This window comes from Streptomyces sp. Y309, from assembly GCF_056712025.1.
In genome coordinates this window covers 6,618,543-6,631,494 of the sequence record NZ_CM160048.1, presented here as the reverse complement: position 1 = coordinate 6,631,494, position 12,952 = coordinate 6,618,543, and the positions used below count along the sequence as shown (strand labels likewise).

Below are 12,952 nucleotides of genomic sequence, written 5' to 3'. Positions count from 1 at the left end.
GGTAAGGGGCGGGTGGGCGGGGAAGCATCCGCCGCGAGGCAAGCGAGGCAGCGCGTATGCGGCGGCGGAGCAGGGGCCGCCGCCCCGCCGAGGCCGAGCACGGACGACGCGGACGACGCGGACGAACGCAGACGAACGCAGACGAACGCAGACGAACGCAGATGACTCGGATGAACGCAGACGAAGGAGCACCATGACCACCGCCCCCACCCGGCGCGACCGCCGGGTCAGCCCCGTCTTTCTCGGGATCGCCGCAGTCACCGCGGCCTCGGGCTGGGCGGCCTGGACCGGGTTCGCGGACAACCCGGGCTTCGCCGTCTTCCTCTTCGTCACGGCCGCCTGGATCGTCTCGCTGTGCCTGCACGAGTACGCACACGCCCGCACCGCCCTGCACAGCGGCGACATCTCCATCGGCGCGAAGGGGTATTTGACGCTCAACCCGCTCAAGTACACGCACGCGCTGCTCAGCATCGTGCTGCCGGTGCTCTTCGTGATCATGGGTGGGATCGGCCTGCCCGGCGGCGCCGTGTTCATCGAGCGCGGCCGCATCCGGGGCCGCTGGCGGCACAGCCTGATCTCGGCGGCCGGGCCGCTGACGAACGTACTGTTCGCGGTCGTCTGCACCGCGCCCTTCTGGCTGGACGCCCTCGACGGCGTCCCGGACACGTTCCGCTACGCGCTCGCGTTCCTCGCCCTGCTCCAGGTGACGGCGGCGATCCTGAACTTCCTGCCCATCCCGGGCCTGGACGGCTACGGCGTGATCGAGCCCTGGCTGTCGCACGACATCCGCCGCCAGGTCGAGCCGTTCGCGCCGTTCGGCCTGCTCGCGGTGTTCGGCATCCTGTGGATCCCGGAGATCAACGACGCGTTCTTCGACGCGGTGGACGCGATCCTGCGCGGCCTCGGCGTCAGCGACTGGGACACGTACTGGGGCCAGCGCCTCTACCGCTTCTGGCAGGGCACCCCGGACATTCCCGTGATCAACGGCTGACGGCGGAGGCGGAGGCCGCCGCGATCAGGCAGTCGGCATCAGGCAGTCGACATCAGGCAGTCAGTGACCGGCGGATGCCGCCGCGTCCGCATCCGCGTCCCGCTCCCGCAGCGCCTTCGCCCGGCGCGCGTAGTACCACGTCATGTTGGACGAGAGCCCCGCGAGCAGCACCCACACGATGCCGAGCCACATGCCCTGGGCGAAGGAGACCACGGCGGCGGCGACCGACAGAACGCAGACCACGAGGGCGTAGAGGGCTAGGCGGGGCATGGGGTGCGGCTCCTGTTGCGGCAATCCGGGCGGACGTACCGCACCAGTGTCCCCCATGCCCCGCCGAGCGGGGCACACCCCTCCTACACGTCCGTGACGCGCAGCCCCGCGTGCGCCTTGTACCGCCGGTTCACCGAGATCAGGTTGGCGACCAGGGACTCCACCTGGTGGGCGTTGCGCAGCCGCCCGGCGAAGACGCCCCGCATGCCGGGGATGCGTCCGGCGAGGGCCTGGACGACGTCCGTGTCGGCGCGGCTCTCGCCGAGCACCATCACGTCGGTGTCGATCTCCTCGATGGACGCGTCCTGGAGCAGGACCGCCGACAGGTGGTGGAAGGCGGCGGTCACCCGCGAGTCGGGAAGGAGCGCGGCGGCCTGCTCGGCGGCGCTGCCCTCCTCGGGCTTCAGGGCGTACGCGCCCTTCTTGTCGAAGCCCAGCGGGTTGACGCAGTCGACGACGAGCTTGCCCGCGAGCTCCTCGCGCAGCCCTTCGAGGGTCTTGGCGTGCCCGTCCCAGGGCACGGCGACGATCACGATGTCGCTGCGCCGCGCGCACTCCGCGTTGTCCAGGCCCTCGACGCCGAGGCCGAGTTCGCCGGCGGCGGCGGCCGCGCGCTCCGCGGCGCGCGAGCCGATGATCACCTTCTGGTCGGCGCGGGCGAGCCGGTAGGCGAGCCCGCGGCCCTGGTCACCGGTGCCGCCGAGCACGCCCACGACGAGCCCGGACACGTCGGGCAGGTCCCAGGGGTCCTTGGCGGGCGCCTTCTGCACACTTTCCGTGGAAGTCATGGTCAGACCTTACGTCCGTGCCGGGCGCCCGCCGGGTCCGGCCGCGCTCTGTCCCGCCGGTGGCTGTCAGTCCAGCCAGTCCAGCGGAACACGCCGGAACGTGACCGTCTCGTACGCGCTGAAGTCCCCGGTCTCGTAGAGGAGTCCGACGGTGCCGTCGTCGAGGCGTACGAGATCGGAGTACGCGGCGGGCAGCCCGTCGACCGTGTGGACGACGTGCCACGTGGTGCCGCCGTCGTGGCTCTTGCGGATGGTCATCTGGGCGCGGAAGCCGGGGTCGGCGGGCCCGGAGTACAGCAGCAGGTCCGGGGCACGCAGCTGCAGCACGCTGGCCTCGACGACGGGGCCGGTGAGGCAGGACTGGGGCCGGAAGGGCTTGGCGAGGGTCCGGCCGCCGTCGTGGGAGTGGGCGTCGGCGCGGGTGCCGGGGGACGGCGAGTCGTTGCGGGTGTTGAAGTAGACGCGGCCGTCGGGGAGTTCGGCGGCGGTGGTCTCGTTGACGTTGATGTAGCCGTTGGTGTTGTCGTCGACGTACCCGATGCGCCAGGTCTGGCCCCGGTCGTCGCTGAGCAGGCAGTGTCCGCCGTTGTAGCGGCCCTCGGTGCCGTCGTCCGAGCCGCTGGGCGGCAGGGAGTGGTTGGCGGGGACGACCACGCGGCCGCTGCTCAGCTGGATCGCGTGGCCGGGCGTGGTCGCGTACCACCGCCAGGAGGTCTTCTTCACCTGCTGGGTGATCTCGCGGGGCGACGACCAGGTGACGCCGTCGTCGTCGCTGTGCTGCACCCAGACGCGGCGGCCGTTCGCGGCGGACACCTGGCCGCGCCGGATGGCGTTCTCGGTGGCCGAGGCGGCGTTCCTGACCTGCACGAGCAGGATCCGGCCGGTGTCGAGGACGACGGGGGCGGGGTTTCCGGCGAGGTTGGTGCCGTTGGCGCCGACGACCTGGAGCGGGCCCCAGGTGCGGCCGCCGTCGCCGGACCGTTTCAGCACGATGTCGATGTTCCCGAAGTCCTCGTGCGAGCCGACGCGGCCCTCGCAGAAGGCGAGGACCGTGCCGGCGTGGGTGAGGACCACGGCCGGGATCCGGAAGCTCGCGTACCCCTCGCGCCCCGCGCGGAAGGGAACAGACGTCTCAACTGTCTCCGTAGGCATCCGTGCCCCTTCCCCATCATGAGGGAATTCGCGGTGAACTCCCGCTGACGAATCTCCCGTTGAGGCAGTATGCGCCCCCATGGACGCCGTAAGGGTCGCGCTGCTGCGCGAAGTTCTCGCCGGGACCGAGTGGCCGGGTGCCACCCGCCGCTTCGCGGGGGCGCTGCGCTCCAGCGTGGTGCCGCACGGCGGCGGGCTGCTGCTCGTGGGCACGCGGGAGTACGAGCCGTGGCACCTGGCCGCGCACCTGGTGGACGAGGCCGCGTGGTCCGGCACGCCGGAGCTGACGCCCACCCTCGTGCGCCACAGGCCGCGCCCGGACGCGCCCGCGCAGCTCTCGGTGGGCCTCGGCCGGATCGAGGCGGCGCGGCGCGGCGAGACGCTGCTCGTGGTGGCGCCCGCCGCGCCCGAGGCGGGACTCCTCTCGCGCGTGAACGACGCGCGGCGGGCGGGCGCGACGGTCTTCGCCCTCGGCGAGCGCGACGGCGACCTGGGCGCCCTCGCCCACGAGGCGCTCGTGGTCCCCGACGCCGCGGGGCTCGACCTGGACACGGTGCAGCATCTGGTGAGCGCGGCGGCGGGCGAGAACAGCCTGCCCGCGCCGCGGGGGCGGCTGCGGGTGCGGGACCGGCTCTCGCGCCTGGCGGACCAGCTGACGGCGCCGCCACCGGCGCGCTGGTGAGCCCGACTCCGGGCCCAGCCCCCGCGAACAACGCGAACAAATCGTTTGCGCCCCGTCGTGCCCTCCGCTGAGCATGACCCCTTGTGAAACGCCTCGCAGCGCTGCTGCCCGACCTGTCCCCCTGGCGCTCCACCCGCGACTTCCGGCTGCTGTGGGTGCAGGGACTCGTCACGTACTTCGGCAGCTTCATGGCGATGATCGCCCTGCCGCTCCAGATCAAGCACCTCACGGACTCGCCGTTCGCGGTCGGCGCGATGGGGGCCGTGGAGCTGGTGCCGCTGGTCGTCTGCGGTCTGTACGGCGGGGCGCTCGCGGACGCGGTGGACCGCCGCAAGGTGATCCTCCTGACCGAGGCGGCGCTCGGCCTCCTCGCCGTCGTCCTGTTCGTGAACGCGCTGCTTCCGCAGCCGATGCTGTGGCCGCTGTACGTCGTCGCGGCGGGCGTCTCGGGCCTCGCCGGTATCCAACGGCCCGCGCTCGACTCCCTCATGGCCCGCATCGTGCCGCACGACCAGCTCACGGCCGCCGCGGCGCTCAACTCGCTGCGCTGGAACGTCGGGGCGATCGCCGGTCCCGCGCTCGCGGGTGTCGTCGTCGCCTACGCGGGGCACGCCACCGCGTACGCGGTGACCGTCGTCGGCTTCGCCGTGTCGGTGGTGCTGTGCACGCGGCTCTCGCCCGCGCCCGCCGCGCACGACGCGGAGAAGCCGTCGCTGCGGGGGCTCTCGGAGGGGGCGCGGTACGCGTGGTCGCGGCCGGTGCTGCTGGGGACGTACGCGATCGACGGCGCCGCGATGGTGTTCGCCTTCCCGAACACGATCTTCCCGTTCCTCGCGGACGATCTGGACGCGGAGTGGGCGCTCGGTAGGGGGGCACCTCCCGCGCCCTTAAGGCGTGGGGGCGTACGCGGCCGGGGCCGTGGGGTCCCTTGCGCTCAGCCTCACGAGTGGGTGGACGTCGCGGGTGCGGCGGCACGGGGTGCTCGTGGTGTGCGGGGCGGCGGGGTGGGGGCTCGCCATCACGCTGGCCGGGTGGCTGTCGAATGTCTGGCTGGTCCTGGTCTGCCTCGCCCTGGCCGGGGCGGGGGACATGCTGAGCGGGCTCGCCCGCTCCACCATCTGGAACCAGACCATCCCCGACGCCCTGCGCGGGCGGCTCGCGGGGATAGAGGTCCTCTCCTACAGCGTCGGCCCCCAGCTGGGCCAGGTCCGCGCGGGCGCGGCCGCCGGCTGGTCCGGCACCCGCCCGGCGATCTGGTCCGGCGGCCTGATCTGCGTCGCCGCCGTGGGCGCCCTGGCCGCCGCGATGCCGTCCCTCCTCCGGTACGACGCGAAGACGGACCCGGACGCAAGACGCCGCCGCGAAGCAGCAACCACGGCGGTGTAGCCCGCACCGCCGCAGCCCTGGCACAGGCCGACCAAAACGCCCCGTCGGCCGGGGCTGTGCCCACCCGTCCCGCCCTGCGGGACGATTGCCCACAGCGGTGACGGAAGACGTGCACCCGCACCCGCCAACGGTGGGCAACCCCCACGGGAGACGCCCACCCCGCGGCCGACTGGAAACGGGTGGGCGGGTGGGAGATGTCCGCCGCGGAGCGGCGGGACAGGGACAGCACCCACCGGGCCGCAGACAGGCGGGAGCAAGGCCCAGGGCCAGGTCAGTCGCTGTCACCGCCGCGCGCAGTCGAGTCGTGCCAGCGCGGATCGTTCTCCCATTCAAGGTTCCGCTCCGCGGCAATCTCCATCGCGTGGGCCGCCTCCTCGCGGGAGGCATAAGGACCGAAACGGTCCTTGCCGGGACAGTCGGGGCCTTCCTCGACCTTCTTGTGCTCCAGGCAGTAGTACCACTCGCCCGGTTTGCCGACGGTCCGCTTCTTGAACAGGGCCATGTCCGGCTCCTCTCTCTCCCGTAATGCTGCCCCACGGGCACTCGCCATGCTGCCCCACGGGCGCTCGTTAGACTCGCTGACATGTCTGGCCAGTCACTGCTCGTACCAGGGGAGCTCTCTCCCGCCCGCCCCGTGCCCGGAAACATCAGGCGCCCGGAGTACGTCGGCAAGCCCGCGCCGACCCCGTACAACGGACCGGAGGTGCAGACCCCGGAGACCATCGAGCTGATGCGGACCGCGGGCCGCATCGCCGCGCGCGCCATGGAGGAGGCCGCGAAGGCCATCGCGCCGGGCGTGACCACCGACGAGCTCGACCGCATCGCGCACGCCTACATGTGCGACCACGGCGCGTACCCCTCGACGCTCGGCTACCGCGGCTTCCCGAAGTCGCTGTGCAGCTCCATCAACGAGGTCATCTGCCACGGCATCCCCGACTCCACCGTCCTGAAGGACGGCGACATCATCAACCTCGACGTCACGGCGTACATCGGCGGCGTGCACGGCGACAACAACGCGACGTACCTCGTCGGTGACGTGGACGAGGAGTCGAGGCTCCTCGTCGAGCGCACCCGCGAGTCGCTCAACCGCGCCATCAAGGCGGTCAAGCCCGGCCGCCAGATCAACATCATCGGCCGCGTCATCGAGTCGTACGCCAAGCGCTTCGGCTACGGGGTGGTCCGGGACTTCACGGGCCACGGCATCAACTCGTCCTTCCACTCCGGCCTGATCATCCCGCACTACGACAGCCCGCACGCGACGACGGTCATCCAGCCGGGCATGACCTTCACGATCGAGCCGATGCTGACGCTGGGTACGCACGAGTACGACATGTGGGACGACGGGTGGACCGTCGTGACGAAGGACCGCAGGCGGACGGCGCAGTTCGAGCACACTCTCGTGGTCACGGACTCGGGCGCGGAGATCCTCACGCTGCCGTGATGCCGTGAGCCGGGCCCCCGGCAGGGGGCAGCGCAGCACACGCAAAAAGGCCGGGCCCAATCGGGCCCGGCCTTTTTTGATCACTCACGCATCTGCTTACGCATCCCTGATCGCATCCGGGGTAACGTTTTTACCGACAGGATGTCGGGAACCAGTTGACTTAGGTAAGCCTAACCTTGGATGATCGGTCCTGGCCACCTTGGTTCCCGCCCTTCTTCGGCTCCGGAGGTCCGCATGGACTCGGCGATCAGTCAGCCCCCCTCGTTCTCGACGCTCATCCGCACCGCGTCCCACGAGCAGCACACCGAGGCGGAGTCGTCCTCGTTCATGGGCGACCTGCTCGGCGGCCGCCTCGGCGTGGACGCGTTCGCGAGGTACACGGAACAGCTGTGGTTCGTGTACCGCGCGCTGGAGGACGGCGCCCAGGCCCTGCGCGAGGACCCGGTGGCGGGCCCGTTCATCCGGCCCGAGCTGCTGCGCGTCGCCGAGCTGGAGCGGGACCTGGCGCACCTGCGGGGCGAGGGGTGGCGTGCGGGACTCACGGCCCTGCCGGCCACGGCCGCGTACGCGGCGCGGGTCGAGGAGTGCGCGCGGACATGGCCGGGCGGCTATGTGGCCCACCACTACACGCGCTATCTCGGGGACCTGTCCGGCGGGCAGATCATCCGCGGCAAGGCCGAGAAGACGTGGGGCTTCGCGCGCAAGGGGGACGGCGTCAGGTTCTACGTCTTCGAGGGCATCGCCAACCCCGCCGCGTTCAAGCGGAGTTATCGGGAGCTGCTGGACGGCCTCGACGAGGCCGTCCCGGACGACCTGGAGAAGCAGCGCATCGTCGACGAGTGCAAGCGGGCTTTCGCCCTGAACACAGCGCTTTTCCGGGAGCTCGGGGCCGAGTTCCCGCTGTCGGCCTGAGCCGCTGCTCGGCCCCGCCGCCGGCCCGTCCCGGGGCGCCGTAGGAGCATCGCGCTGCGCGCTCGTCCTCAATCGCCGGACAGGCTCTGATACGTGAGGCTCGGCGGTCGGGGGAACGTCACCCTGCCCCCCAGTTCGATCAGGTCGTGGGGGCCCGGGGCCGTGAGGAGTTGGGAGCCGCGGCCCTGGGTGATGTTCAGGGCCCGTCCCAGCTCACGGGTGAGCGCCAGCGCCGCAGCCCCCGTCGCCTCGTCCTCGGCGATGCCGTCCCCGCGCCCGGGAAACCCCCGCGCCCGCACCCGCCCCGCGGCCTCGTCCTCCCACGCCCAGGCGTAGATCCACTCCCCCGCGGGCGGCACCGCGAGGGCGTCCACCTCTTCCGCCGTCGCGCAGCGCCGCAGCGTCCGCCCCGTCGCCCACGCGGCCCGCGCCACGATCCAGCTGAACTCCCCGTCCTGCCGGGCCTCGACGACCCCGGCCTCGGTGATCAGCTCGGGCACGTCGAGCAGCCACGCCGTGCCGACGCACGGGTGCCCCGCGAACGGCAGCCGCGTCGTGGGCGTGTAGATGTCGACGGCCCCGCGCTCGGGGTCGTCGACGAACACCGTCTCGCTGAAGCCGAGTTTCGCGGCCAGCGCCTGCCGGTCCGCCCGCGCGGCCACGCGCGAGCCGTCCCGTACCACGCCGAGTTCGTTGCCGTACCGTCCGTCCGGCGCGCAGAAGACCCGCACGACGTCGACGCCGTGGTGCACGTCGGCCACGCCGGGGTCGTATTCCTCTTCGTTCACCCGGGCATTCAAGCACTGTTGAAGCATCACCCGCGCGGCACCGCCCGGACGGCGGACGGCGGGTGCCCGGCACCTCAAGTGCCGGGCACCCGCCGCCCGTTCAGGCCGTGGTCGACCTCACGCGTGCCCGCCCTGCGACGTCGGCTGCCGTCGCCGCGCCGCGTACACCGCCCCGGCCCCGGCCACGACCACCGCGCCCGCGACCCCGAGCAGCGCCCCCGACGGCGTACCGGACCCCGTCGAGGCCAGCGATCCGCCGCCGCCGACCGACCCGCCGCCACCGACGCTGCCGCCGCCGGCCGAACCACTGCCCGCCCCCGCGGCGCCGCCCGCCGCACCGCCGTCACCGGATCCGCCGTTGGCCGCGGGGAGCTCGGCGCCGTCGGAGAGGGTGAGCGCGACCGTCACGGGGTCGAGCTTCTCCCCCTTCTTGTACGGCGACCCGTTCGCCTCGCTCGCGAACTGCTCGGCGCCCGCCGCCGTGAGCCGCGCCGGGACCTTCTCCAGCAGGACGACGTCGTTCTTCGCGGCGTACGAGGCCTTGGAGAGGTCGAGCGTCGCGAACTTCACGTCGTTGCTGGTGCGGGCCGGGGTCTTCACGTCCACCGAGAGCGTGCCCGTCGCGCCGTTCGTACGGACCTTGAAGTCGCTGAACTTCATGTCGATGCCGTGGCCCTTGTAGCGGAAGCGCACGCTGCCGCCGAAGGAGGCGTCGACCTTCTTGGCGCCGGCGTCCCAGGACGCCTTCGCGTACGGGAAGTCGTACCCGGCCGGGGTCTTCTTGGCGCCGTCGCCCGTCTGCACGCCGCCGCCCGTGGAGATGTAGCGGCGGAAGGATTCCTTGAGACCCCAGGCCAGCTTGCCGCCGACGACTCCGTCGGCCGACGCCTGCCCGCCCGAACCGCCCGAACCGCCCGCACCCGACGTGGGCTTCGGCGTCGGCTTCGACGGGGGCTTGGACGGCGTCGGCTTCCCGCTGGGCTTGCCCGGCTTCTGGGGCGGCTTGCTCGTGGTCCCGCTGGGCGTGGGGCTCGGCGACGGGGCCGGGCCGCCGGTCTTCACCGTCAGCGTGGCCGGGTCGAGGACCTGGCCCTCCTGGTACATGCCGTTGAACGCCTTCGCGCCCTTCGCGGTGAGCGTCGCCGGGATGTCCTTGAACGTCATCGCGCCGCCCTGGCCCTGGCCGGGCCGGACGTCGGTGAGGTCCAGCTTCGCGAGGTCGATGTCGTTCTGCTTGGCGCCGTTGAGCGTGACGTCGGCCTGGATCGCGCCGGTCTTGCCCTTGGTGTGCACCTTGACGTCGGCGATCTTGATGTCGAACTTGTGCGCCGTGGAGGTGAAGCGGACGTCGCCCTTGAAGGCGGCCTTCATCGCGTGGTCGGCCAGCGCGTACGTGCCCTTGCCGCCGGTAAAGGTGAACACTCCGTTGTCCGGCGCCTGCTTGGCGCCGCCACCGGCCGTGATCTTGCCGTGCGCCATGCCCGTGACGTACTTGCGGAAGGACTCCTTCAGGCCCCAGTCCAGGGTGCCGTCCGTGAGGGTGTAGGCCGGGGGCGCCTGCCGCGCGGCGGCCGTGCGGGGCGCGTCGGCCGGGGCGTCGGCGGGGGTTCCGGCGGGCGTCGCTGCGGGCGTCTCCGCCGCGACGGCGGGCAGGGCGAGCGCGGCGGCGCCGAGAGCGGCGGCCGTCGCGACGGCGGCCGCGCGGGCTATGGGACGGCGGGTGGCTGCCATGGTCAGTTGCTCCTCGTAAGGGAAGAGGGGAAGAGGGGGAAAAGAGGGAGGCGGGAAGGGGTCAGTCCTTTTCAGGCGTCCCGGAAGGGCCGGATTCACGCGTCCCGGAAGGGCCGGGTTCAGGGGTCCCGGAAGGGCCGGACGACCCACCGGAAGCAGCGGACTCGGCGGAACCGGACGGCTCTGCGGAACCACTAGCCCCCGCCCCGGCGAGGCGCCGCCTCCGCCCCCACCGGAACGCGACCGCCGCCGCGACCAGCAGGGCCGCGACCGCCCCGAGCGTGATCGGCAAGGCCTTCGACGAGCCGCCGGAGTCGGAGTCACCGGAGTCGGCCGAGTCCGAGGCCCCGCCCGCCCGCTCCGACTTCGCCCCGGAGCCGGGCTTCTTCGCACCGGGCGCCGCCGCGGAGCCGAGGTCCGGCAGGGCGGGCAGCCGGGCCTCGTCGTCGACGGCGACGGCCAGCGAGACCGGGTCCATCGCGGTGCCCGGCTCGTACATCGAGCCGAACGCCTTGGAGCCGTCGGCGGTGAGTTTCGCGGGGGCCTCGGTGACGGCGATCAGGCCGTCGCGCGGCTTGAGGTCCTTGAGTTCAGGGGCCGTGAAGGTGACGAGGGCGGCCTTCTTCTTGCGGAACTCCGGGTTGTTCACGTCGGCGTAGAGCGTGCCCTTGCCGTCCTTCACGCCGACGGCGACCTCGCTCAGCCGGATGTCGAGCCCGTGTTTGCCGGTGAAGCGCACGGCCCCGGCGAAGTCCGCGGCCAGCGTCCGCTTCTTCTCGTCGTACGCGCCCTCGCCGCGCGGGAAGCGGAACAGCGCGCCGCCGTCCTGGGCGCCCGACGACAGCGTCCACTTGCCCTTGGCGATGAACCCGGAGACGTACTCGCGGAAGGTGCGGCGCACCCCCCAGTCGACGGCGGCGTCCTCGATGCGCCCGGCGGCCTTGTCCTTGCCCTTCTTCTCCGCGGTCTTCCCGCCGGGCTTCTCCGTGGGCTTGTCGGGCTTCTCCGTCGGCTTCTTGGCGTCCACCAGGTCCGTCGACAGGCTCACCGGATCGAGCCGCGTGCCCGCCGTGTAGTACCCGGCGAACGCCTTCGCGCCCTGCGCGGTGAGCGTCGCGGGCAGGTTGGTGAGGGCGATCGGGCCGGTGCCGCCCTTCATGTCGATGCCGGAGACGTTCAGGGACGCGAGCGGCACCTGGGCGGTCGAGGTGACCCGGCCGGTGCCCTTGTCCTTGCTGACCATGTCGGCGTAGAGGGTGCCGGAGCCGCCGGAGACCTTGACGGTCGGGCGGCTGATCGTCAGGTCGAGGGCGTACGAACCGCCCTTCTTGTGCCCGGTGAAGTGCACGCCTCCGGAGAACGCGGCCGTGAAGGCGCCGCTGTCGGCGTCGTACGAACCCTTGGCCGAGTGGAAGCGGAACTGGCTGCCGCCGACCGTCGCCGCGCCGCCCTGAAGGTTCCAACTGCCCTTGGCTATGGGGCCGGTGACATAGCTCTGAAACGAGGCCTTGATGCCCCAGTCCAGCCTGCCGCCCTGGACAGTGCGCGGTTTCGCGTGCGCGGCGGTCGTCGGCAGCAGCGCTCCGGCGAGTCCGGCCACGACGACCACGACTCCGGCGCGGACGCGGGCACGACGGCGCACCGCCGACTGTCTCGACGACGACATGGAACCCCTCCGGGTCTAGCCTCTAAGGTAAGGCTAACCTAATCTACGATCATGACTACGGGGAACCCCACGACAGGACGGTGGACTTCGGTGCGCAATCCCCGCTCACTGGCGCGCAAGCCGCGCCCACTCCGGACGATCGGCGCTCTGACGGCCGTACTCGTACTCACCCTCACCGGATGCGGGTCGTCGGACGACGGCGGTTCCCCCAACGGCGGGCCGAAGGACGGACCGCAGGCCAAGGCCGCGCCCGCCGACCGTGTCGAGCCGCTGGCGGGCACGCCGGAGCCGAAGCTGCCGGTGACCGTGAAGTCCGCCGACGGCAAGCGGGTCACAGTCAAGAAGACCGACCGGATCGTGCCGCTCACCGGCAGCCTCAACGAGATCGTGTTCACGCTCGGCCTCGGCAAGAACGTGGTGGCCCGCGACATCACCGCCACCTTCCAGCAGGCCAAGAAGCTGCCCGTGGTGACGCGCGCGCACGACGTCTCGGCGGAGAGCGTGCTGTCCCTGAAGCCCACGGTCGTCCTCGCGGACACCACGACAGGACCCGCCGAGGCCATCGACCAGATCCGCGCGGCGGGCATCCCCCTCGTCGTCCTCGAACCGGCCAAGAGCCTCGCCGACGTGGGCCCGCGCATCGGCGCGGTGGCGCAGGCGCTGGGTGTCGAGGAGGCGGGCGAGCAGCTCAAGTCCCGTACGGAGAAGCGGATTTCGAAGGTGCGGGAGTCCGTGCCCGCGCAGTCGAAGAAGCCGCGTGTGGCGTTCCTCTATCTGCGCGGGTCGGCCTCCGTCTATCTGCTCGGCGGGCGTGACTCCGGCGCGGGCTCGCTGCTCGAAGCGGCGGGCGCGGTCGACGCGGGCAAGGCGTCCGGGCTGAAGAAGGACTTCACGGCGATCACCAGCGAGGCGCTCGCCAAGGCGGCGCCGGACGCGATCCTCGTGATGGCGAAGGGGCTCGACTCCGTGGGCGGCGTCGACGGCCTGGTGAAGATCCCCGGCGTGGCCGAGACGCCCGCGGGCCTCGACCGCCGCGTCGTGTCCGTCGAGGACGGCGTCCTGCTCAACTACGGCCCGCGCACCGACCAGGTCCTCAAGTCCCTGGTGGACCAGCTCTACAAGGACGCCGAGTGAGCGTGACCACC

Annotated in this window: 12 protein-coding genes and 1 pseudogene; 6 read left to right on the top strand and 7 right to left on the bottom strand. The window is 72.1% G+C overall.

The window, feature by feature from the left end:
- The first annotated feature begins 193 nt into the window (after positions 1-193).
- Positions 194-991, top strand: a complete 798-nt coding sequence (locus AC0KTA_RS27415) for a site-2 protease family protein (protein WP_481050881.1) — start codon at positions 194-196, stop codon at positions 989-991.
- A 60-nt stretch (positions 992-1,051) separates the two neighbouring features.
- Here AC0KTA_RS27415 and AC0KTA_RS27410 read toward each other — a convergent pair whose 3' ends face one another.
- The 3 genes from AC0KTA_RS27410 to AC0KTA_RS27400 form a co-directional block, all read right to left on the bottom strand.
- Complete coding sequence (locus tag AC0KTA_RS27410) at positions 1,052-1,318, bottom strand: hypothetical protein (RefSeq protein ID WP_481050880.1); 267 nt, start codon at positions 1,316-1,318, stop codon at positions 1,052-1,054.
- 26 nt (positions 1,319-1,344) lie between these two features.
- A complete protein-coding gene (npdG, locus tag AC0KTA_RS27405; protein ID WP_481050879.1) occupies positions 1,345-2,049 on the bottom strand; it encodes an NADPH-dependent F420 reductase in 705 nt (234 codons plus the stop codon).
- A gap of 66 nt (positions 2,050-2,115) precedes the next feature.
- The gene (locus tag AC0KTA_RS27400; protein WP_481050878.1) at positions 2,116-3,201 is read right to left on the bottom strand and encodes a sialidase family protein; all 1,086 of its coding nucleotides are present in this window, start codon (positions 3,199-3,201) and stop codon (positions 2,116-2,118) included.
- A gap of 79 nt (positions 3,202-3,280) precedes the next feature.
- Between AC0KTA_RS27400 and AC0KTA_RS27395 the strand changes: the two genes are divergently transcribed.
- Positions 3,281-3,883: a hypothetical protein gene (locus AC0KTA_RS27395; RefSeq protein WP_481050877.1), complete on the top strand. Its 603-nt coding sequence runs from the start codon at positions 3,281-3,283 to the stop codon at positions 3,881-3,883.
- A gap of 83 nt (positions 3,884-3,966) precedes the next feature.
- Positions 3,967-5,269, top strand: a pseudogene (locus AC0KTA_RS27390) (MFS transporter).
- A gap of 271 nt (positions 5,270-5,540) precedes the next feature.
- Here AC0KTA_RS27390 and AC0KTA_RS27385 read toward each other — a convergent pair.
- Complete coding sequence (locus AC0KTA_RS27385; protein ID WP_481050876.1) at positions 5,541-5,771, bottom strand: hypothetical protein; 231 nt, start codon at positions 5,769-5,771, stop codon at positions 5,541-5,543.
- 81 nt (positions 5,772-5,852) lie between these two features.
- Here AC0KTA_RS27385 and map point away from each other — a divergent pair, with 81 nt between their 5' ends.
- Both map and AC0KTA_RS27375 read left to right on the top strand, forming a co-directional pair.
- Complete coding sequence (map, locus tag AC0KTA_RS27380; protein WP_481050875.1) at positions 5,853-6,710, top strand: type I methionyl aminopeptidase; 858 nt, start codon at positions 5,853-5,855, stop codon at positions 6,708-6,710.
- A 234-nt stretch (positions 6,711-6,944) separates the two neighbouring features.
- The gene (locus AC0KTA_RS27375) at positions 6,945-7,622 is read left to right on the top strand and encodes a biliverdin-producing heme oxygenase (protein ID WP_481050874.1); all 678 of its coding nucleotides are present in this window, start codon (positions 6,945-6,947) and stop codon (positions 7,620-7,622) included.
- A 68-nt stretch (positions 7,623-7,690) separates the two neighbouring features.
- Here AC0KTA_RS27375 and AC0KTA_RS27370 read toward each other — a convergent pair whose 3' ends face one another.
- The 3 genes from AC0KTA_RS27370 to AC0KTA_RS27360 all read right to left on the bottom strand — a co-directional run bounded on the left by AC0KTA_RS27370 (position 7,691) and on the right by AC0KTA_RS27360 (position 11,807).
- Entirely contained in the window at positions 7,691-8,410 is a 720-nt protein-coding gene (locus AC0KTA_RS27370) for a PhzF family phenazine biosynthesis protein (protein ID WP_481050873.1), read from the bottom strand.
- Positions 8,411-8,527: 117 nt separating this feature from the next.
- Positions 8,528-10,141 (bottom strand): HtaA domain-containing protein, encoded by a 1,614-nt coding sequence (locus tag AC0KTA_RS27365; protein WP_481050872.1) that lies wholly within the window; start codon positions 10,139-10,141, stop codon positions 8,528-8,530.
- 61 nt (positions 10,142-10,202) lie between these two features.
- Positions 10,203-11,807: an HtaA domain-containing protein gene (locus AC0KTA_RS27360; protein ID WP_481050871.1), complete on the bottom strand. Its 1,605-nt coding sequence runs from the start codon at positions 11,805-11,807 to the stop codon at positions 10,203-10,205.
- A 51-nt stretch (positions 11,808-11,858) separates the two neighbouring features.
- On the opposite strand from AC0KTA_RS27360, the gene AC0KTA_RS27355 reads away from it, so the two are divergent.
- On the top strand, positions 11,859-12,941 hold the full coding sequence (locus AC0KTA_RS27355) for a heme/hemin ABC transporter substrate-binding protein (RefSeq protein ID WP_481050870.1): 1,083 nt from the start codon (positions 11,859-11,861) through the stop codon (positions 12,939-12,941).
- Positions 12,942-12,952 lie beyond the last annotated feature (11 nt).